Here is a 20,929-nt window from a genome sequence, read left to right as displayed (position 1 = left end):
CCCGCGCCGAGCCGTGCCGAGCATGGGCCGCATGGTCGACACATCTCTGTACGCAGCGTTCCTCGTCGCGGGTTTCGCCCTCTGCGTCACCCCCGGCCCCGACATGATGTTCATCGTGGCGATGGGCGGCAGAGGAGGGCCCGCCGCGGGTGTGCTCGCCGCGCTGGGTGTGGCCTTCGCGATGCTGGTCCACGCGGTCGCGGCGATGCTGGGTCTGTCGGCGCTGTTCACGACGCTGCCGACGCTGTATCACGTGCTGCGCTGGCTGGGCGCCGCCTATCTGCTGTACCTGGCGGTGAAGGCGTTCCGGGACCGCGCGGTGCCGGACGAGGGACCGGCCGCGGTCGGTCCGGGGCTGCGGCGCGCCTTCTGGCAGGGGGCCCTCACCAACCTCCTCAACCCGAAGGTGATCCTCTTCAACGTCGCCTTCCTGCCCCAGTTCGTGAACCCCGAACTGGGGCACGTGGCCGGACAGTTCATGATCCTGGGCGCCAGCATGACGATCATGGGCTTCGCGGTCGACGGCTCGATCGGGCTGCTCTCGGGCCGGCTGTCGGCACTGCTGCGGCGCAGCCGACGGGTGGCGCGCGGCCTCGACGTCTTCAGCGGGACGGTGTTCGCGGGCCTCGCACTACGGCTGGCCGCGTCGCCCAAGTAGGCCCCGGCCACAGACGGACACACCCTCGCCCGGCCTCCGGACCACAGGCAGACACACCCCTCGCCCACCCCCGCGGGGCACAGGCAGACACACCCCTCGCCCACCCCGCGGGGCACAGGCAGACACACCCCTCGCCCACCCCGCGGGGCACAGACGACCCCACCAACAGGTGTCAACTTCGGGTTGACACCCCCTGAGTGTCAACCTACGGTTGACACATGACGAACTCACGCGGCACGACACCCGTACGTCTCGACGACCTCATCGAAGCGATCAAGAAGACGCACACCGACGCGCTCGACCAGCTCCAGGACGCGGTGATCGCCGCCGACCACCTGGGCGACGTGGCCGACCACCTGATCGGCCACTTCGTCGACCAGGCCCGGCGCTCGGGCGCGTCCTGGACCGACATCGGCAGGAGCATGGGCGTGACCCGGCAGGCCGCCCAGAAACGCTTCGTGCCCAAGGCGGAGAACGACCTCGACCCCAGCCAGGGCTTCGGCCGCTACACCCCGCGCGCCCGCAGCGTCGTCATGGCCGCCCACAACGCGGCCAAGGAAGCGCACAACCCCGAAGGCCTGCCCGAGCACCTGGTCCTCGGCCTGCTGGCCGAACCGGAGGGGCTCGCGGCCAAGGCGCTCACCGCGCTCGGCACCACCCCGGACGCCGTCCGTGCGTCCGCGACCGCGGCGCTGCCGCCGGCGGCGGACGAGGTGCCCGAGATGATCCCCTACGGCCCCGCCGCCAAGAAGGCCCTGGAGCTCACCTTCCGCGAGGCCCTGCGCCTGGGCCACAACTACGTCGGCACCGAGCACATCCTGCTGGCCCTGCTGGAGCTGGAGAACGGCGAGGGCGTGCTGAGCGGACTGGGCATCGGCAAGCAGGCCGTCGAGGCCGAGGTGTCCCGCGCGCTCGCGCAGATCGTGCAGGACCAGGGGCCCGCCGCCCAGGGCTAAGGGCTGTCCCGTGGGGCGTCGTTCGGATCAGCGCGAGTCCGACCTGATCCGAGCGAAACCCCCTGGACCCGAAACGGCAGGTCGGGGCCGCTGTCAGACCCGGCTGCAAGACTCGGGGCATGACCGGGCGCTGGGCTCTCGCACCGGCCGAGGACGGCGGCGCGGAAGTCGTCGCCCTCGGCCCGGACGGGCTGCCCGCGGGCCCGGTGCGCAGGGAGCCGGATCTCGTCGAGGCCGTGCGGTCGCGGCCCGAGGTGACCCGGTGGGTCTGGCGGTCCACGGCCGACGTCTATCCGCGCCTGCTCGCCACGGGGGTGCGAGTGGAGCGGTGCTATGACGTGGAGGCGGCCGAGACGCTGCTGCTCGGCCACGAGGGGCGGCTCGGCGAGCCCCGGTCGGCGGCCGCCGCGCTGGCGAGGCTGCGCGGCGGCCCCGTACCGCCGGACCCGCCCCAGCGCTCGGCCGAGCCCGGATCGCAGTCCTCGCTGTTCGAACCGCGCCCGGTGCACGTCCCCCTCGCCGACCTCCTGGAGGTGTACGGGGATCAGCAGCGCCGCCATGACACCACCACGCACCCGGAGCGGATGCGGCTGCTCACGGCGGCCGAGTCGGCGGGCATGCTGGTGGCCGCGGAGATGAACGCGACAGGACTCCCCTGGAGCGCGGACGTGCACCGCGAGGTGCTCCGCGACCTGCTCGGCGAGCGGTACGCGGGCGGGGGCGAGCCCCGCCGCCTGGCCGAGCTGACGGACGAGGTGTCGGCCGCCTTCGGACGCAGGGTCAGACCGGATCTGCCCGCCGACGTCGTCAAGGCCTTCGCGCAGGCCGGGATCAAGGTCAGATCGACGCGGCGCTGGGAGATCGAGTCCGTCGACCATCCCGCCGTGAAGCCCCTGATCGAGTACAAGAAGCTGTACCGCATCTGGGTCGCGCACGGCTGGTCCTGGCTCCAGGACTGGGTGCGGGACGGGCGGTTCCGGCCCGAGTACCTCCCGGGCGGCACGGTCACCGGCAGATGGGTGACGAACGGCGGCGGAGCCCTCCAGATCCCCAAGGTCATCCGGCGCGCGGTCGTGGCCGACCCCGGCTGGCGGCTCGTCGTCGCCGACGCCGACCAGATGGAGCCCCGCGTCCTCGCGGCCATCTCCCGCGACCCCGGTCTCATGGAGGTGGCCGGCCGCGCCTCCGACCTCTACCAGTCCGTGTCGGACCGCGCCTTCGCGGGCGACCGGGACCAGGCCAAGATCGCCGTGCTCGGCGCGGTGTACGGACAGACGTCCGGCGACGGCCTGAAGAACCTCGCACTGCTGCGCCGCCGCTTCCCCCGGGCCGTCGCGTACGTGGACGACGCGGCGCGCGCCGGCGAGGAAGGACGGCTGGTACGGACCTGGCTGGGCCGGACCAGTCCCCCGGCGGCGGGTTCCGACGACTCCGGCGCGGAGGAGGCGGGCATCCCTCAGGACGCACCCGACGGCGATCCGGCCGCGACCGCCGACCAGGGCTGGGTCCCGGGCTACGCCTCGTCCGACTCCCGCGCCCGGGGCCGCTTCGCCCGCAATTTCGTCGTTCAGGGCAGCGCCGCCGACTGGGCCCTGCTCGTGCTGGCCGGACTCCGCCGCACCTGCGCGGACATGGCGGCCGAGCTGGTGTTCTTCCAGCACGACGAGGTGATCGTGCACTGCCCCGCCGAGGAGGCCGACACCGTCGTCGCCGCGATCCGTGACGCGGCCGACCTCGCGGGACGCCTCACCTTCGGGGAGACACCGGTCCGCTTCCCGTTCACCACCGCGGTGGTGAAGTGCTACGCGGACGCCAAGTGACCGCACGGGGGCGGGCGGTCCGGCCCGGTCACCTCCCGGCCAGCAGCTCCCCGAGCTGCCCGACCACCGGGCTGTCCGTCTTCGCCAGTGCCGCGAGTGCCAGCTCCCACTGCTCGTACGCCGCTTCGGCCTGACCGCGGTCCCGCAGCAGCAGCCCCCGCTGATGCCGGGCCAGCCCTCCGGTGTACCGGTCGGCGCGGCGGTCCGCGCGGCACAGCAGCAGGTCGCACTCCTCCGCCGCCCGCTCCCTGTCGCCCACCCCGCGCAGCGCACGCACCAGCCCGAGCCGGGTCTGCGACTCGCCGTGCCAGTCGCCGTGACCGCCGAGGATGCGCAGGCTCTCCTCGAAGTGCGGCAGGGCCGCGGCCGGTTCGCCGAGGGTGAGGTGGGCGTAGCCGATGTTGCAGTGCGCGGAGTGCCGCAGGATGACGTCCTGGATCGTGTCACCGATCGCCAGGCTGCGCTTGTGGTGCGCGATGGCGGCCCGCGGGTCCGTGTGCTCGTACAGGTTGCCGAGGTGGCTGTAGGTGACGGCCTCCGTGTACGGGTCGCCGAGTCTCCTGGACAGTTCCAGGCTCTGCAGGAGTGCCTCGCTGGACTCGGCGTGCCGGCCGAGCCCTTCGAGGAGCATGCCGCGGTTGTTCAGGCCGCGCCGCACCCAGGACAGGACGCCGAGCCGGCGCCAGATGGCGAGCGCCCGGTCGTTCAGGGCGAGGGCCTCGCCCGCGCGCCCCGTCATGAAGTGCATGCCGGCGAGGTCCCCGAGCGCGTACGCCTCGGCCGCCGCGTCCCCGAGCCGGCGCGCAGCCCCGAGGGCGGCGCGCTGCAGCACCTCCAGCTCGACCACGCGTCCGCTGCGCTGGACGTACGGGTTGATCAGGCGCACCAGCAGCGGGACGTACCGGGAGGTCGGCGCGTGACGGACCACCAGCGCCACCACGTTGTGCAGTTCCAGGTCGCCCCAGGCGAACGCCTCCTCGGAGGAGGGGAACTTGGGGGTGCCGGCGACGTCCTCGGCGTGCCCGGCGGGCTGTGAGCCGGTCGGCCGGCTGCGGTCCTCGCGTTCGAGGCCGGGTTCGACGATCGCCTCCAGGGAGCGGGCGGCGATCGCGGCGTACCAGCGCAGCGCGCGGTCCGCGACGTCGTCCGGGCCCGGCGCGCACGATTCCCCGGCGTCCGGCGCCCCCGCCCGGTCCGTCGCGCCCGCGATCTCGCGCGCGAAGTCCCGTACGAGGTCGTGCGGGGCGTAGCGGCCGTAGGCCGTCTCCTCCAGGAGGGCGACGTCCACGAGCCGGTCGAGGGCCGCGTCGGCACGGCGCTCGTCGATCCCGCACAGCCGGGCGAGCAGGGGTGCGCCGTAGGCGGGCAGGTCGAGCGCGCCGATGCGGCACAGGGCGCGGGCCGCGTCCCGGTCCGCCTCGCGCTCCGAGGCGCGCAGCGCGTCGTGCGCGACGGCCAGCGAGCGGCGCACGCTCAGGTCGTCGTACTCCAGATGGTGCAACCGGCCCTCGGTGGCGGTGAGTTGCCCGGCGAGTGCGTCCGGGGTGAGGGCGCGGCGGGCGGCGAGGCGGGCGGCGACGACGCGGAGGGCGAGCGGCAGCCGGCCGGTGAGTTCGACGAGAGGGTGTGCCCCGCTCAGCCCGTCCCGGCGGCCGGAGACCGCGCGGAGCAGCGCCGCGCTGTCCTCGTCGGACAGCGGCGCGAGCGGGAAGCGGTGTGCGCCGTCCAGGGCGGTGAGCGGTGAACGGCTCGTCACGATCACCGCGCAGCCCGCGCCGGCCGGAAGCAGCGGCCGCACCTGGGCGGCGTTCGCGGCGTCGTCGAGGACCATGAGGGTGCGCGTGGGCGCCAGCGCCGAGCGGAGCAACGCCGCTGCCGCGTCCGGGTGTTCGGGGAGGTGGCGCGGTTCGGCCCCGACGTCGCGGAGCAGCGCGGCCAGCGCCTGACCCGGGGTGAGCGGGGTCATGCCGGGGGTGGCGCCGTGCAGATTCACGTACAGCTGACCGTCAGGGAAACGTTCCCTCAGCCCGTGTGCCACATGCAGCGCGAGCGCGCTCTTGCCGACGCCCGCCATGCCGCTGATCACCGCGACGGCGGGCATTCCGTCCGACGCGACCGCGGGCCGACCGTCGGGGACGGCGCCGTCGCCTCCCGCGGTCCGCCGTTCCGGGTCCAGGGTCAGCCGCACCGCCTCCCGGGTGTCCTCCCGGCCGGTGAAGTGGGCTGGCGGCGGCGGCAGTTGGGCCGGTTGCGGCGGCGTGAGGACGGCCGGCGGCTGGTCCTCGGCGGTCCCCGGCGCGGTCCCCACCCCCTGGCCCCGGAGGATCTCCAGATGCGCCCCGCGCACGGCGGGACCCGGCTCGACGCCGAGTTCCTCGACCAGCCGGGCCCTGAGGTCCCGGTGGACGGCGAGCGCCTCGGCCTGCCGGCCGGTCCGGTGCAGCACGAGCATCAGCAGCCGGTGGAAGGACTCACGCAGCGGGTGCCCGGTGGTGAGCGCGGCCAACTCGGGTGCCAGCCGGTCGAGTCGGTCCGGCGTCGGCGCGAGGTGCAGCTCGGCCTCGTACCGCCACTCCAGGACCAGCAGCCGGGTCTCCTCTAGGCGCTGGCCGAACGCGTGCCCGCCGGTCTCGGGCGGCAGACCGCTGAGCGGGGCGCCGCGCCACAGTGCCAGCGCCGCCGTGGACTCGCCCAGCGCCCGCCCCCAGTCGCGCTCGGCGTGCGCGGCCCGTGCGGCCGCGGTGTGGTGCTCGAAGACGCGGACGTCCAACTCGCCCTCGCCGACCCGCAGGACGTAGCCGGGCGCGACCGCGCGCAGACGCTCGGGGTTGTCGAGCAGACGCCGCAGCCGGGTCACATGGTTGTGGAGCGAGGCCTGCGCGGAAGCGGGCGGCGCTCCGCCCCACAGCGCGTCCTTGAGTGTGTCGACGGAGACGACCCGGCCGGGCTCCAGGAGCAGCGCGACGAGCAGCGCGCGCGTCTTGCCGCTGCCCACCGACCGGACCTCGCCGTCGGCGCCGTAGAGGACCGGCGGCCCCAGCAGCCCGAACCGCAGCCCGTTCCGGATCACGCCGCCCACTGCCTTCCCGCCCGGCCTCTCCGGCCGCGCCCCGGGGCGACTTCGCGCCTTCCTACGGCGACTTCCCGCCGACCGAACTCATGGCTCCCCGTGGAACCGTTGGCCTCATGTTAGCGATCCGTTGGCGTGGCCTGATGTGATCACAACATCGGATCTGGCCCGACGGTGCGCGCGTATGACGCGTAACTCGGGGGAGTGTCGCCGCCGTGGCCGGATCCGGGGACGCGCGAGGCCCCGGTCGGCGGAGGTGAACGACCGGGGCCTCCGTCTGTCTCCCGCCCCTCCCCTCCCGCACGACGTGACGCACACGACAGCGCCGCTGCGCGGGACGCGACGGCGCCACCGTGCGGGACACCTCAGGAACGTCGTACGGGGAGCGCGTCAGGGACGTCGCACGGACTCCCGTCGCCGACGTCGTACGGACCCCCGTCGCCGACGTCGCGCAGGCCACGAGCGTGACGTCGTACCGAGAACGTCAGGCGCGGCATACGCCCCCGGAGGACCCCGGTGTCAGATCACCGGCGGCCGGCCGAGCCGGGTGAGCCGCCACACCGTCCGCCACCGCATCGGCCGCCGTTCCCCGCCGGGCTGCCGCACCCCCTCCGCGAACCCGCCGAACCAGGCACGCAGCCCGCCGACGGACCGGGTCCGCGCGAGAGTGAGCAGCACCCAGATCCCCAGGTGCACGGGGATCAGCGGCAGGGGAAGCCGGCGCCGGGTGAGCCACACGCGGTTGCGCGCGGTCACCCGGTAGTAGATGGCGTGCCGTGCGGGCGAGGTCTTGGGGTGCTGGAGCAGCAGCGCGGGCTCGTAGAGAACGGTCCACCCGGCGTCGATGGCACGCCAGGCCATGTCGGTCTCCTCGTGCGCGAAGAAGAACTCGGCGGGCCAGTCGCCGATCTCGGCGAGCATCGGCAGGGACAGGGCATGCCCGCCGCCGAGGAACCCGGTCACGGGGCCGCCCCGCATCGGGTCCTTGGCACCGACGCGGGGCACGTGCCTGCGCTGCGTCTCCCCGTTCTCGTCGGCGATGCGGAATCCGACGATGCCGAGCCGCGGGTCGCCGGCGTACAGGTCCCGGACACGGCGCAGCACGTCCCCGTCGACCAGCAGCCCGTCGTCGTCGAGCTCCACGACGACGTCGACGTCGCCGAACTCCGCCAGCCGCCGGAGCCCGACGTTGCGGCCCCCGGGGCACCCGAGGTTCTCGTCGACCTCGATGGCCGTCACCTCACCGGGCAGGCCGAGGCGCTCGGCGAACTCGGGCAGCGGACAGCCGTTGCCGATGATCACGATGCGGGCGGGCGCGACGTCCTGCTTGGCCACGGAGGTGAGCAGCGCGTCGACCTCGGCGGGCCGATTCCCCATGGTCACCACGGCAACGGCGATCCGTGGCCCCTCCTCTGCCTGTGACACGACATCCACCCCATCCCGGCCGACAACTGTGCCGCGATGCTAGCCGTTCACCGGAATTACCCCTCACGTACGCCCCGGAGTACGTCCGGACGCACGCCCGCGCACCTGCCGCCGTCCGCCCCCGCACGGACGAATCGGTCAGCCCGCGTACGCGCCCCTGACCTCCAGCTGCTCCACGACCGGCGGACCGGCCAGCCAGTCGTTCAGCCCCGCCTGGAACTCGCGGAACTCCGCGATCGCGGGCAGCGGGTTGTCGACGCCGTCGGCGAGCTCCAGCTGCGCGACATAGGTGACCCCGTCCGGCAGCCGGAACGAGGTGTAGCGCACGCCCTCGGGCCGCTCCCGCTCGATCGCGGTGAACATCTTCCGCCGTGCCTCTTCCAGCGCGTCCACGAACTCGGGCTTCACCGTGGACCGCACCATCACAACCGTCATCTCGTCATCTCCCTCTCACCGGGCCACCGTTTGTGGCGCCATCTCCCTGACGCGCACGAGGACGGAAGTGTGACGGCGCGAGCGTGTGTGTTCGTCGTCACACACGCCGACCACGGACGCCCGACGCCCACCCGGCGCCCCCGGCACCCTGCCGGCGCGCGCCTTTCGCTCTCCTTTCGCTCGCCTATCGCTCGCCTTTCGCTCCGTGACCAGCGGGTTCATGCTGAGACCAGAACAGCGGCCCGGTGCCCTTCCCCGGACGGGAGAGCCCGGCGAGTCCCCGGAGGGCGCCATGAACCTGCCTCCCGTCCCGCCGGTGGCGCCTCCCGCGCCCGGGCCGGAAGTGAAGGACAAGGGCCTCAAGGGCGGCGCACTGGGTCTCTTCTCCAGCACGGTGATCGGCCTGGCCTCGACCGCCCCCGCCTACAGCCTGGCGGCCACCCTCGGCGTCATCGTCACCGTCGTCGGCTACCAGTCGCCGATCGTGATCGTCCTCGCGTTCGTCCCGATGTTCCTGATCGCCTACGGCTACAAGGAGCTCAACCGGGCGCACCCCGACTGCGGCACCGCGTTCGCCTGGGCCTCCCGGGCCTTCGGCCCCCGTACCGGCTGGCTCGGCGGCTGGGGCATCGTCGCGGCCGACATCATCGTGATGGCCAATCTGGCGCAGATCGCCGGATCGTACGGCTTCCAGCTGGTGGGGGCTCAGGGACTGGCGGAGAACACCTTCTGGGTCACGGTGGTCGGCATCACGTGGATCGCCGTGATGACACTGATCTGCTACATCGGCATCGAGGTCTCGGCCAACTTCCAGAAACTGCTCCTGACGGTCGAGGTCGTGGTGCTCCTGCTGCTCGCCGTCACCGCCCTGGTCAAGGTGTACGGGGGCACCGCGCCGAGCGTCTCGTCGGAGGTCTCCTGGTCGTGGTTCGACCCCGCGCGGATCGAGTCGGTCGACGCCCTGACCACCAGCGTGCTCGCCGGCGTCTTCATCTACTGGGGCTGGGACACCGCCGTGTCCGTCAACGAGGAGACCGTCGACCGCGACCGCACCCCGGGCCGGGCCGCCGTCATCTCCACCGTCATCCTGCTGCTGGTCTACCTCATGGTCACGACGTTCGCGCTGGCCTTCGCCGGGACCGGCGACACGGGCATCGGCCTGGCCAACCCCGCGCACGCCGATGACGTCCTGTCCAGCCTGGGCGCCGAGGTCTTCGGCTCCGGCGCCTGGGGCGGGATCGCCACCAGGCTGCTGATCCTCATGGTGCTGACCTCGGCCGCGGCCTCCACCCAGACCACGATCCTGCCGACTGCGCGCACCACGCTCTCCATGGCCGTGCACCAGGCCGTCCCGGACCGCTTCGCGCGCATCCACCCGCGCTTCCTCACCCCGACCTGGTCCACGATCGGCATGGGCCTGGCCTCCATCGCCTTCTACGTGCTGCTGACCCGGGTGAGCAAGAACGTCCTCGCCGACTCCATCGGCTCGGTCGGCCTGATGATCGCCTTCTACTACGGGCTCACCGGATTCGCCTGCGTCTGGTACCACCGCAGGGTCCTCCGCCGCAGCCCGCGTGACCTGTGGACGAAGGGGATCATGCCCGGACTGGGCGGCGTCCTGCTGTTCTACTTCTTCGTCGACGCCTGCGTGGTGTACTCCGCGGCCGACTACGGCAGCACCTCCTGGACCCTCCCGTTCCCGCCGCACTGGCGGCTCGGCGGGGTCTTCGTCACCGGCATCGGCGCGCTCCTGCTCGGCGCCCTCCTGATGCTCGTGTACCGAAGGATCCGCCCCGGCTTCTTCCGTGGGGAGACCCTCCCGGTCTCCGCCGCCGACCCGGACACATCGGGCTGAGCCGCGGGCCCGCCCGCACCGGACGGCACGGGCACGGCCGGCCCGCGAGTGGAGCCGCCGCCGTCCCGGGTCTAGCGTCGTAAGGACGGAGTCCTCCACCCGCGCAGGGAGGGTGATCATGGAGATCAAGGGTTCGGCAGCACTTGTCACCGGGGCCAACCGCGGCATCGGGTCCGCCTTCGCGCGGGCGCTCCTCGCACACGGCGCCGCCAAGGTGTACGCCGGAGTCCGCGATCCGGAGACCGTCCAGGACCCCGCGCTCACCCCGCTGCGGCTGGACGTCACCGACGAGGAGCAGGTCGCCGCTGCCGCACGTGAGGCCGACGACGTCAGCATCGTCATCAACAACGCCGGGATCGCCGCCGGCCCGTCCCTCCTCGAGGGCTCGCTCGACGGGGCCCGGCGCGAGATGGAGGTCAACTACCTGGGCACCTGGGCCGTCTCCCGGGCCTTCGCGCCCGTTCTGGCCGCCCACGGCGGAGGGGCACTCGTCAACATGCTCTCCGTCGCGTCGTGGGTGGCCAACAGACGGCTGCCGAGTTACGCGGCCTCCAAGTCCGCCCAGTGGTCGCTGACGAACGCCTTCCGCCTGGCACTGCGCGAGCAGGGCACGCTCGTGATCGGCGTGCACGCCGGCTATGTGGACACCGACTTGGCGTCCTCCATCGACGCCCCGAAGATCCGTGCGAGCGACGTGGCCGAGCAGACGATGGCCGCACTGCTCGCCGACGAACCCGAAGTGCTGGTCGACGAGGCCACCCGCCAGGTGCGCGCCGCGCTCTCCGGCGAGCTGGACACCCTGTACGCCAACCGCTGACGCCCCGTCCGCCACGGTCGCGTCCCCGCACGAAGAAGCCCGGCTCGGACACTGTCCGAGCCGGGCTTCGATGGAGCCGCCTTCGGGATTCGAACCCGAGACCTACGCATTACGAGTGCGTTGCTCTGGCCATCTGAGCTAAGGCGGCGCGCTGTCCGCACTATGGTGCGATCAGCAACGTCGGTAAGTCTACACAGTTTCCGGGGGTGCTCCGCACACGCCCCCGCGCGCGGTCGACGGGGGCGTCCGGCAGTGCTACGAGCAGCGTTTTCCGTCGGCCGGAGGGGTGCCTTCGAGCAGATAGCGGTTGATCGCGGAGTCGATGCACTGGCTGCCGCGGCCGTACGCGGTGTGGCCGTCGCCGACGTACGTGAGGAGGGTCCCGGAGGAGAGCTGGGAGGCGAGGGACTGGGCCCAGCGGTACGGCGTCGCCGGGTCCCGGGTCGTGCCGACCACCAGGATCGGGGGCGCGCCCTTCGCCTCGATGCGGTGCGGCTCACCGGTGGCCCGCACCGGCCAGTACCCGCAGTTCAGTGCCGCCCAGGCCAGCCCCTCGCCGAACACGGAGGACGCCTTCTCGAACGCGGGCAGGGCCTTCTCCACCTGGTCGGGGCCTTCGAAGGCGGGCGGGAGGTCGAGGCAGTTCACGGCGGCGTTGGCGAACATCAGGTTCGCGTACTTGCCGTTCGCGTCGCGCTCGTAGTAGCTGTCGGCCAGGGCCAGCAGGCCCGCGCCGTCGTCGTCCTTCATCGCCGAGTCGAGCGCCTCGCGCAGCTGTTGCCAAGCCGCCTCGTCGTACATCGCCGCGATCACCCCGGTCGTCGCGAGCGCCTCGCCGAGCTTGCGGCCGTCCGGATCGCCCGTCGGGATGGGCTTCTTGTCGAGCTCCTGGAAGAACGCCTTCAGGTTCTTGGCCATCTGCTCGGGGCTCGTGCCCGCGTCGCCCAGCGGGCAGTCGCTCTGCTGGGAGCAGTCCTTCGCGAACGACCGGAACGCCGTCTCGAACCCGGCCGTCTGGTCCTCGTTCAGCCGGCGGGCGTCGATCGACGGGTCCATCGCGCCGTCCAGCACCATCCGCCCCACCCGGTCCGGGTAGAGGCCCGCGTACGTCGCACCGAGGAACGTCCCGTACGACGCGCCCACGTAGTTCAGCTTCTTGTCGCCCAGGACCGCGCGCAGGATGTCCATGTCACGGGCGGCATCCACCGTCGACACGTGCCGCAGCAGCTCCGGCGAGCGCGCCCCGCACCCCTCGGCGAACTTCTTGAACGCGTCGACGAGCTGCTGGGTCTCCTTCTTGTCGTCCGGGGTGGTGTCCGTCTGCGTGAACGTGTCCATCTGAGGCCCGGTGAGGCACTCGACCGGCTCGCTGCGGGCCACGCCGCGCGGATCCATGGCGACCATGTCGTAGCGGGCGCGGACGTCCGCCGGGTAACCGATGCCGGCGTACGACTGGAGGTAGTCGATGGCCGAACCGCCCGGCCCGCCCGGGTTGACCTGAAGCGAACCGAGCCGTGCGCCCGGCCCGGTGGCCTTCTTGCGGGCGACCGCCAGTCTCACGTCGCCCGCGTCCGGCTTGGCGTAGTCCACCGGTGCCTTCATCGTGGCGCACTCGAAGCCGGGCACACCGCAGCTGCGCCAGCTCAGCTTCTGGTCGTAGTACCTCGACAGCCCGGACGGCGTCGAACTCGGCAACGCGGCGAGCGCCGTCACCTTCGTCGTGGACGCCGCCGACGAGCTCCCGGAGGAGCAGCCGGAGACGAGCAGCGCGGTGGCGGCGAGCAGCGCGCCCCCCGCGAGGAGGGGCCGGGACGACCGATGCGTGCGCCTCATGTACATCTCGCGAGCCTAACCCTGAGCGATCGATTGATCACCTTCAGTGGCGACCGAGCCTCGTACGAGTGACTCCGTCAACTCATCCTGCGCTTCCGACGGCCGGGGCGCACCCGCCGGGCGGCCTCAGCCCGCGCGCAGCGCCATGGTCATCGCCTCCACCGCGAGCAGCGGAGCCACATTGCGGTCGAGGGCCTCCCGGCACGCGGCGATCGCGTCGATGCGGCGCAGCGTGGACTCCGGGGTGCCGGCGCGGGCCAGCCGCTCCAGGGTGTCCTCCACCTCCGTGTTGGCCAGAGCCAGACGGGAGCCGAGCTGGAGCGCCAGTACGTCGCGGTAGAGCCCGGTCAGGTCGGTGAGGGCCAGGTCCAGGCTGTCGCGCTGCGTACGCGTTCTTCGCCGCTTCTGCCGGTCCTCCAGCTCCTTCATGACGCCGGCGGTGCCGCGCGGCATGCGGCCGCCCTGGGCCGCACCGAGGGCGGCCTTCAGCTCCTCCGTCTCCTTCACGTCGACTTCCTCGGCGAGCTGTTTGGCGTCCTCGGAGGCCGTGTCGATCAGCTCCTGGGCCGCCTTGAGGCAGCCGCCGACGTCGCCGACCCGCAGCGGGAGCTTGAGGACGGCGGCCCGTCGCTCCCGCGCGCGCGGGTCGGTGGCGAGACGGCGGGCCCGTCCGATGTGGCCCTGTGTGGCGCGCGCGACGGCGGCCGCCACGTCGGGCTCGATGCCGTCACGGCGCACGAGGATGTCGGCGACCGCGTCCACCGGCGGGGTGCGCAGGGTGAGGAGGCGGCAGCGGGAGCGGATGGTGGGCAGGACGTCCTCGACGGACGGGGCGCACAGGAGCCAGACCGTGCGGGGAGCGGGCTCCTCGACCGCCTTCAGCAGGACATTGCCGGCGCCTTCCGTGAGGCGGTCGGCGTCCTCCAGGACGATGACCTGCCAGCGCCCCCCTGCGGGCGACATCTGGGCGCGGCGGACCAGGTCACGGGTCTCCTTCACGCCGATGGAGAGGAGGTCGGTACGGACGATCTCCACGTCGGCGTGGGTCCCCACCAGGCTCGTGTGGCAGCCGTCGCAGAAGCCGCAGCCGGGGACTCCGCCGAGCGCGCGGTCGGGGCTCACGCACTGGAGCGCCGCCGCGAACGCCCGGGCCGCCGTGGAACGGCCCGAGCCGGGCGGGCCCGTGAACAGCCACGCGTGCGTCATCTTGGACGCCGCGGGAGGCGGAGCGTCCGTGCCGGCCGCCGTGACGAGGGCGTCGGCGTCCCGGGCGGCGGCGGCGAGCTGCTCGCTCACCTTCTCCTGGCCCACCAGGTCGTCCCACACCGGCATGGGGCACCGCCCTTTCGTCGCACTTTGCCTTGCCGCGTCCATTGTGCGGGTCGCCACTGACATTCGGTCCCGCCCGGGGCGGATCGTCCCGGCCTGCCGCCTCGCCTGCCGCCCTCACCCGCGCCGGGATCCGGTCCGCCCGTCCCACAGCCGTCGTCGCGACCCGGCCGGCATCACCCGGCCCGCGGCCGTTCCCTTCCGAACGACACCGCTCCGAACGACAAACGACACCGATCCGGCCGATATGGCCGAGGAGCCGGGCGGGGCCCTGATGAGCGGGCGCCGCCGGGGCCTCACGCCCACCGACCGCACGTCACGCCGACCTCGGCGGGCGTCACACCGACCGGCACTCGCACCACCACCGGTCATCGGCCCAGCACGGGTCGGGGGGCTCCCCCGCCCGCCCCGCGGCGGACGCCGGCCGGTGCCGGACGCCGACCGTCAGCGGCGGCGGCCGCCCCGCCCTTCGTCCCGGTCCTCGTCCTCGCGCGGGCCGAGCAGCTCGTCCGCCAGGGTCGGAAGGTCGTCGAGCGGCGTCTCCTCGGCCCAGTCGGAGCGGGGCCGCCGGCGCGCGGCACCCTCCTCGTCGACCTGGGGCAGCTCACGCGTACGGTCGTCGGCGCCCGCCGCCCGCGGGGCCGGCCGCTCGTCCCGGAAGAATCCCGGCGGCACCCGGTCCGTCGAGTCCCCCGCCCGCGTACCGGCGCGCCCCTCCCGTACGGGAGGCAGGACCGCCGTCTCGTCGGCGGCACCCGGGGCCACCTGCGGAATCACCGCGGTCTCATCGGCCGCTCCGGGAGTGACCGGGGGCAGTACGGCCGTCTCGTCGGCGGCGCCCTGCGGGACCGGCGGCTTCGGCAGCTTGGCCGTCTCCTCGTTGTCCGAGCGGGAACCGGCCCGCCGACGGGAGCCGGACTCGGCGCGCGAACCGGCGGACCGGTCCTCCTCGTCCCGCACCGGCGCCAGCACCGTGGTCTCGTCGTCCCGCGGTCCGTCCGACGCGTTCGGCGGGGTCACCACCGGGGTGGGCACCGTCGTCTCGTTGTCGGAAGCGGCCCCCGGGCGCCTGCCCGACGACGCGGCCGACGTCGACGTCTCCGGGGCGGCGGAGGGAGAGACGGTCGGAGCCACGGACGAGGCCGCCGCCTCCGCGGAAGCGGCCGCCGCCGTCGAGGCGGCCGCGGCCTGCGTCGCCGCCCGCCGGGCATCCTCGGCCCGCAGCAAGGCCTCCTCGGCCTTCCGCTGCTTCTCCAGCCGGCGTGCCTCCGCCTCGGCCCTCAGCCGGGTCTCTTCCTCGGCCTGCCTGCGCAGCCGCTCCTCCTCGGCGGCGCGGGCCTGCTCCTCGGCTAGCTGCCGTGCCCGCTCCTCCTCGGCGCGACGGCGCGCGTCCTCGGCGCGCTGCCGGGCCTCCTCGGCCTGGCGCTCGGCCTCGCGTCGCTGCGCCTCCTCCAGCTCGCGCAGCTTGCGCTCCTCCTCCTCGGCCCGGAGCTTGGCGAGCTGCTCCTGGCGCTCGCGCTCCAGCCGCTCCTCCTCGGCCTTGCGGGCGGCCTCTTCCTCGGCCTTGCGCCGGGCTTCCTCCTCGGCCGCCTTGCGGGCCTCCTCCTGCGCCTTCACCTCGGCCTCGGACAGCGGCAGCATGATGTCGAGCCGGTGCCGGACGACGGTGGTGACGGCCTCGGGCTCCTGTGAGGCGTCGACGACCAGGTAGCGCCCCGGGTCGGCGGCGGCGAGGGTCAGGAAGCCGGACCGCACGCGCGTGTGGAACTCGACGGGCTCCGACTCCAGCCGGTCCGGCGCCTCGGTGAACCGCTCGCGGGCCGCCTCGGGCGACACGTCCAGCAGGACGGTCAGATGCGGAACGAGTCCGTTCGTCGCCCACCGGTTGATGCGGGCGACCTCCGTCGGCGACAGATCGCGGCCGGCGCCCTGGTAGGCGACCGAGGAGTCGATGTACCGGTCGGAGATGACGACGGCACCGCGCGCCAGGGCCGGCCGCACGACGGTGTCGACGTGCTCCGCGCGGTCGGCGGCGTACAGCAGGGCCTCGGCGCGGTGCGAGAGGCCCGCCGACGAGACGTCCAGCAGGATGGACCGCAGCCGCTTGCCGACCGGGGTGGCGCCCGGCTCCCGGGTGACCACGACCTCGTGGCCCTTGGACCTGATCCACTCGGCGAGGGCTTCCGCCTGGGTGGACTTGCCGGCTCCGTCGCCGCCCTCCAGGGCGATGAAGAAGCCGCTCGTGGCGGGCGTCTGTGCCGGGTCGTCGCCGCCGCGCAGCGCGTCGCGCAGGTCGTGCCGCAGCGGCACTCCGGAGCGGTCGTCGACCTTGGCGAGCACCACCACGGCGACGGGCAGCAGCAGGGCGCCGACGAGCATCAGCGTGAAGGCGGCGCCGCCGTGCGCGAACACGAACTTGCCGTTCTCCAGGCGGTGCGGGCCGATCCCGGCGGCCACCAGGGGCGCCATCAGCGCGCCGAGCGCCACGAAGACCCGTACGACGGCGTGCAGGTGCTCGGTGGTGCGGGGGCGCCGGTACTCCTCGGTCTCCTGGTCGAGGAGGGTGTGCCCGGTGTTCGCGGCGATGCCGGCGCCGATGCCCGCGAGGGCGAGGATCAGCAGCACGGTGGTGACGTCGGGGACGAGGCCCGCGGCGAGCAGCGCGACGCCGGTGCAGGCGATGGCCAGCGCGAGCAGCCTGCGCCGGGACAGCGACGGCAGCACGGACGGCGCCGTACGGATGCCGACGACGACGCCTCCGGTGAGGGCCAGTACGAGCAGCCCGTACATCACCGGGCCGCCGCCCAGGTCCTTGGCGTGCAGCACGCAGACGGCGACGGCGGCGGAGATCGCCCCGGCGACCGCGGCGCAGGCGATCACGAGCAGCGGGATCGCCCCGGTGCGGCCCTTGTCGACGCCGGTGCCGGTCTTCGGGCGGCGCAGTCCTTCGAGGGGTGACCGCGCGCGCGGGGTGCGTGCGTCAGGCAGTTCGAGGAAGGTGAGCACCGACAGCGAGGCGGCGAACAGTCCGGCCGCGACGTACGAGGCGAGCGCCGCCTGGTGCTGGTCGAACCAGACGATCCCGGCGCCCAGCAGGTTGTTGACCAGCGACGCGACGACGAGCGTGGCGGCGGCGAGCGGCACCGACAGGAACGCCGTACGCAGCGACAGGCGCCGCAGCGCGTCCATGTGGTCGGGCAGCGGGCGCACCGAGGCGCCCTCCAGCGGCGGCGCGGGCAGCAGGGCGGGGGCCGCACTCTCCCGGCACACCGTCCAGAACCGCTCGGCGGTTCCGGTCACGAACGCGGTGACGAGGAGGACGGCGAGCGCGTCCTTCGGGGTCCAGTCGATCCACAGCGGCGCGATGATGAGCAGCACGGCCCGCAGCGCGTCGGCGCCGACCATGGTCCAGCGCCGGTCGAGCGGACCGTCCGGCGAGGTCAGCGAGGTGAGCGGCCCGAGGAGCACGGCTCCGAAGAGCAGCGTGGCGAGGATGCGGGCGCCGAAGACGGCCGCCACGGCGAGGGCGGCACCGCGATAACCACCGCCGAACGAGCCCTCGCTGATCGCCGCCTGGAGGACCAGGACGACGAGCACCAGCAGGGCCAGCGCGTCCGCGACACCTCCCACCAGGTGCGCGCTCCACAGTCGCTTCAGCTGCGGCTGGCGCAGCAACGCGCGGACGGCGCGCTCGCGGGAGTCCGCGACCAGGGCGTCGTCGGGGGCGGGATGGTGGGCCGTTGGCTGCTCGGCTCGCGTCATCCTGCAAGCCTATCCGGACCCACCGACTCCCCGAAGGGGTGCCCGAACATACGGCCGCCCCCACACCGCATGGTGTAGGGGCGTACGCGTGTCCGGGGCGCGAGCCCCCGGGTCTCAGCCTTCGGAGGCCGCCGTCTTCTTCGCGGCGGTCTTCTTGGCCGGGGCCTTCTTGGCGGCCGTCTTCGAAGCCGTCGTCTTCTTGGCCGCCGTCTTCTTGGCGGGGGCCTTCTTGGCGGGCGCCTTCTTCGCGGCCGTCTTCTTCGCGGTCTTCTTGGCCGGGCCCTTGGCGCGCTTCTCGGCGAGCAGCTCGTAGCCGCGCTCCGGGGTGATGTCCTCGACGCTGTCGCCCGAGCGCAGGGTCGCGTTGGTCTCGCCGTCGGTGACGTAAGGGCCGAAGCGGCCGTCCTTGACGACGACGGGCTTCCCGCTGACCGGGTCCTCGCCGAGCTCCTTCAGCGGCGGCTTGGCGGCCGCGCGGCCACGCTGCTTGGGCTGGGAGTAGATCTCCAGCGCCTCTTCGAGCGTGATCGTGAAGAGCTGGTCCTCGGACTGGAGGGAGCGCGAGTCCGTGCCCTTCTTCAGGTACGGGCCGTAGCGGCCGTTCTGCGCGGTGATCTCCACGCCCTCGGCGTCCGCGCCGACGACGCGCGGCAGGGACATCAGCCGGAGGGCGTCCTCCAGCGTCACCGTGTCGAGGGACATCGACTTGAACAGCGACGCCGTACGCGGCTTGACGGCGTTCTTGCCGGTCTTCGGGGTGCCCTCGGGGAGCACCTCGGTGACGTACGGGCCGTACCGGCCGTCCTTGGCGACGATCTGGTGGCCGCTGACCGGGTCGGCGCCCAGCTCGAAGTCGCCGCTCGGCTTGGCGAGCAGTTCCTCCGCGAGCTCGACGGAGAGCTCGTCCGGGGCGAGGTCCTCGGGGATGTCGGCGCGCTGGTGGTTCTCGGCGTCCTTCTCACCGCGCTCGATGTACGGGCCGTAGCGGCCGACGCGCAGCACGATGTCGTTGCCGACCGGGAAGGACGACACCTCGCGGGCGTCGATGGCGCCCAGGTCGGTGACGAGTTCCTTGAGGCCGCCGAGGTGGTCGCCGTCGCCGTTCCCGGCCTCGGCGGCGCCGGTGGCGTCGCCCTCGCCGAAGTAGAAGCGCTTCAGCCACGGCACGGCCTGGGCCTCGCCGCGCGCGATGCGGTCGAGGTCGTCCTCCATCTTGGCGGTGAAGTCGTAGTCGACGAGCCGCCCGAAGTGCTTCTCCAGGAGGTTGACCACGGCGAAGGAGAGGAAGGACGGCACCAGGGCCGTGCCCTTCTTGAAGACGTAGCCGCGGTCGAGGATGGTGCCGATGATCGACGCGTACGTCGACGGGCGGCCGATCTCGCGCTCTTCGAGCTCCTTGACCAGGCTGGCCTCGGTGTAGCGGGCCGGGGGCTTGGTGGCGTGCCCGTCGACCGTGATCTCCTCGGCGGAGAGCGGGTCGCCCTGGTTGACCTGCGGCAGCCGGCGCTCGCGGTCGTCCAGCTCGGCGTTCGGGTCGTCCGCGCCCTCGACGTACGCCTTCAGGAAGCCGTGGAAGGTGATCGTCTTGCCGGACGCGCTGAACTCGGCGTCGCGGCCGTCGGCGGCCCTGCCGCCGATCTTCACCGTCACGCTGTTCCCGGTGGCGTCCTTCATCTGGGAGGCGACGGTGCGCTTCCAGATCAGTTCGTACAGCTTGAACTGGTCGCCGGTCAGCCCCGTCTCGGCGGGCGTGCGGAAACGATCGCCCGAGGGGCGGATCGCCTCGTGCGCCTCCTGCGCGTTCTTGACCTTCCCGGCGTACACACGCGGCTGCGCCGGCAGGTAGTCGGCGCCGTACAGCTGCGTGACCTGCGCACGGGCGGCTGTGACCGCCGTGTCGGACAGGGTCGTGGAGTCCGTACGCATGTAGGTGATGAAGCCGTTCTCGTACAGCTTCTGCGCCACCTGCATGGTGGCCTTGGCCCCGAAGCCGAGCTTGCGCGAGGCCTCCTGCTGGAGCGTCGTCGTACGGAACGGCGCGTACGGCGAGCGGCGGTACGGCTTGGACTCGACCGAGCGCACCGAGAAGTCGGTGTTCTCCAGGGCGGCGGCGAGCGCGCGGGCGTTCGCCTCGTCGAGGTGAAGCGTGTTCGCGCTCTTGAGCTGCCCCAGCGAGTCGAAGTCGCGGCCCTGGGCGACGCGCTTGCCGTCGACGGTCGCGAGACGGGCGACGAGGGTGGACGGGTCGCTCGGGTCGCCGGCCCGGCCGGTGCCGAAGGTGCCGGTCAGGTCCCAGTACTCGGCGGAGCGGAAGGCGATGCGCTCGCGCTCCCGCTCGACGACGAGCCGGGTCGCCACGGACTGGACGCGGCCCGCCGACAGCCGCGGCATGACCTTCTTCCACAGGACCGGCGAGACCTCGTAGCCGTAGAGGCGGTCGAGGATGCGGCGGGTCTCCTGGGCGTCGACCATGCGCTTGTTCAGGTCGCGCGGGTTGGCGACGGCCTCGCGGATCGCTTCCTTGGTGATCTCGTGGAACACCATGCGCTTGACCGGGACCTTGGGCTTCAGCACCTCGAGGAGGTGCCACGCGATGGCTTCGCCCTCGCGGTCCTCATCGGTGGCGAGGAAGAGTTCGTCGGAGTCCTTCAGCAGGTCCTTGAGCTTCTTGACCTGGGCCTTCTTGTCAGCGTTGACCACGTAGATCGGCTGGAAGTCGTGCTCGACGTCGACGCCGAGGCGGCGCACCTCGCCGGTGTACTTCTCGGGCACCTCCGCGGCGCCGTTGGGAAGGTCACGGATGTGCCCGACGCTCGCTTCGACGACATAGCCGGGGCCGAGGTAGCCCTTGATCGTCTTCGCCTTGGCAGGCGACTCGACGATGACGAGTCGGCGGCCGCCATTTGCGGTGTCGCTGGTCGGGGACAACTTCGCTCTTCTCTCCGGTCGACGCGGGGGGCTCCCCGGGT

At 73.0% G+C, this 20,929-nt stretch carries 12 protein-coding genes and 1 tRNA gene; 5 read left to right on the top strand and 8 right to left on the bottom strand.

The genetic code is table 11. The features are described from left to right. Positions 1 to 31 precede the first annotated feature (31 nt). The 3 genes from ACSYGO_RS25760 to ACSYGO_RS25750 all read left to right on the top strand — a co-directional run bounded on the left by ACSYGO_RS25760 (position 32) and on the right by ACSYGO_RS25750 (position 3,434). Positions 32 to 658, top strand: a complete 627-nt coding sequence (locus ACSYGO_RS25760) for a LysE family translocator (RefSeq protein ID WP_432190150.1) — start codon at positions 32 to 34, stop codon at positions 656 to 658. A 218-nt stretch (positions 659 to 876) separates the two neighbouring features. Beyond that, on the top strand, positions 877 to 1,614 hold the full coding sequence (locus ACSYGO_RS25755; protein ID WP_460387773.1) for a Clp protease N-terminal domain-containing protein: 738 nt from the start codon (positions 877 to 879) through the stop codon (positions 1,612 to 1,614). A 119-nt stretch (positions 1,615 to 1,733) separates the two neighbouring features. After that, positions 1,734 to 3,434, top strand: a complete 1,701-nt coding sequence (locus ACSYGO_RS25750) for a bifunctional 3'-5' exonuclease/DNA polymerase (protein WP_426681878.1) — start codon at positions 1,734 to 1,736, stop codon at positions 3,432 to 3,434. Between the two features lie 28 nt (positions 3,435 to 3,462). On the opposite strand, the gene ACSYGO_RS25745 is transcribed toward ACSYGO_RS25750, so the two are convergent. From ACSYGO_RS25745 to ACSYGO_RS25735, 3 genes are all read right to left on the bottom strand, one after another. Next, positions 3,463 to 6,501, bottom strand: a complete 3,039-nt coding sequence (locus tag ACSYGO_RS25745; protein WP_432190154.1) for an AfsR/SARP family transcriptional regulator — start codon at positions 6,499 to 6,501, stop codon at positions 3,463 to 3,465. Between the two features lie 522 nt (positions 6,502 to 7,023). Continuing rightward, a complete protein-coding gene (locus tag ACSYGO_RS25740) occupies positions 7,024 to 7,929 on the bottom strand; it encodes a glycosyltransferase family 2 protein (protein WP_426681877.1) in 906 nt (301 codons plus the stop codon). Between the two features lie 138 nt (positions 7,930 to 8,067). Further along, positions 8,068 to 8,364: a hypothetical protein gene (locus tag ACSYGO_RS25735; protein WP_143658478.1), complete on the bottom strand. Its 297-nt coding sequence runs from the start codon at positions 8,362 to 8,364 to the stop codon at positions 8,068 to 8,070. A 292-nt stretch (positions 8,365 to 8,656) separates the two neighbouring features. Here ACSYGO_RS25735 and ACSYGO_RS25730 point away from each other — a divergent pair, with 292 nt between their 5' ends. Both ACSYGO_RS25730 and ACSYGO_RS25725 read left to right on the top strand, forming a co-directional pair. After that, the gene (locus ACSYGO_RS25730; protein WP_460387770.1) at positions 8,657 to 10,219 is read left to right on the top strand and encodes an APC family permease; all 1,563 of its coding nucleotides are present in this window, start codon (positions 8,657 to 8,659) and stop codon (positions 10,217 to 10,219) included. A 118-nt stretch (positions 10,220 to 10,337) separates the two neighbouring features. Continuing rightward, positions 10,338 to 11,036, top strand: coding sequence for an SDR family oxidoreductase (locus tag ACSYGO_RS25725; protein ID WP_426681875.1), 699 nt, complete (start codon positions 10,338 to 10,340; stop codon positions 11,034 to 11,036). 71 nt (positions 11,037 to 11,107) lie between these two features. Here ACSYGO_RS25725 and ACSYGO_RS25720 read toward each other — a convergent pair. The 5 genes from ACSYGO_RS25720 to topA all read right to left on the bottom strand — a co-directional run bounded on the left by ACSYGO_RS25720 (position 11,108) and on the right by topA (position 20,888). After that, positions 11,108 to 11,184, bottom strand: a tRNA-Thr gene (locus ACSYGO_RS25720). Positions 11,185 to 11,291: 107 nt separating this feature from the next. Next, the gene (locus tag ACSYGO_RS25715; RefSeq protein ID WP_432175036.1) at positions 11,292 to 12,875 is read right to left on the bottom strand and encodes an alpha/beta hydrolase; all 1,584 of its coding nucleotides are present in this window, start codon (positions 12,873 to 12,875) and stop codon (positions 11,292 to 11,294) included. Positions 12,876 to 12,995: 120 nt separating this feature from the next. Then, the gene (locus ACSYGO_RS25710; RefSeq protein ID WP_460387768.1) at positions 12,996 to 14,201 is read right to left on the bottom strand and encodes a DNA polymerase III subunit delta'; all 1,206 of its coding nucleotides are present in this window, start codon (positions 14,199 to 14,201) and stop codon (positions 12,996 to 12,998) included. A 441-nt stretch (positions 14,202 to 14,642) separates the two neighbouring features. After that, positions 14,643 to 17,960, bottom strand: a complete 3,318-nt coding sequence (gene tmk / locus ACSYGO_RS25705) for a dTMP kinase (RefSeq protein ID WP_460387766.1) — start codon at positions 17,958 to 17,960, stop codon at positions 14,643 to 14,645. Between the two features lie 114 nt (positions 17,961 to 18,074). Next, positions 18,075 to 20,888, bottom strand: coding sequence for a type I DNA topoisomerase (topA, locus tag ACSYGO_RS25700; RefSeq protein WP_432175033.1), 2,814 nt, complete (start codon positions 20,886 to 20,888; stop codon positions 18,075 to 18,077). Between the last annotated feature and the right edge of the window lie 41 nt (positions 20,889 to 20,929).

It is taken from the genome of Streptomyces krungchingensis, assembly GCF_054729265.1.
Note: the sequence above shows the minus strand (reverse complement) of the source record. Positions and strands in the feature narration are given on the sequence as shown.

Excerpts from the sequence above, each read along its gene's own strand:
- ACSYGO_RS25755 (WP_460387773.1), top strand. The coding sequence starts at position 877 with ATGACGAACTCACGCGGCACGACACCCGTACGTCTCGACGACCTCATC.
- ACSYGO_RS25725 (WP_426681875.1), top strand. The coding sequence starts at position 10,338 with ATGGAGATCAAGGGTTCGGCAGCACTTGTCACCGGGGCCAACCGCGGC.
- ACSYGO_RS25715 (WP_432175036.1), bottom strand. The coding sequence starts at position 12,875 with ATGTACATGAGGCGCACGCATCGGTCGTCCCGGCCCCTCCTCGCGGGG.
- ACSYGO_RS25760 (WP_432190150.1), top strand. The coding sequence starts at position 32 with ATGGTCGACACATCTCTGTACGCAGCGTTCCTCGTCGCGGGTTTCGCC.
- ACSYGO_RS25750 (WP_426681878.1), top strand. The coding sequence starts at position 1,734 with ATGACCGGGCGCTGGGCTCTCGCACCGGCCGAGGACGGCGGCGCGGAA.
- ACSYGO_RS25710 (WP_460387768.1), bottom strand. The coding sequence starts at position 14,201 with ATGCCGGTGTGGGACGACCTGGTGGGCCAGGAGAAGGTGAGCGAGCAG.
- ACSYGO_RS25730 (WP_460387770.1), top strand. The coding sequence starts at position 8,657 with ATGAACCTGCCTCCCGTCCCGCCGGTGGCGCCTCCCGCGCCCGGGCCG.
- ACSYGO_RS25735 (WP_143658478.1), bottom strand. The coding sequence starts at position 8,364 with ATGACGGTTGTGATGGTGCGGTCCACGGTGAAGCCCGAGTTCGTGGAC.
- tmk (WP_460387766.1), bottom strand. The coding sequence starts at position 17,960 with ATGACGCGAGCCGAGCAGCCAACGGCCCACCATCCCGCCCCCGACGAC.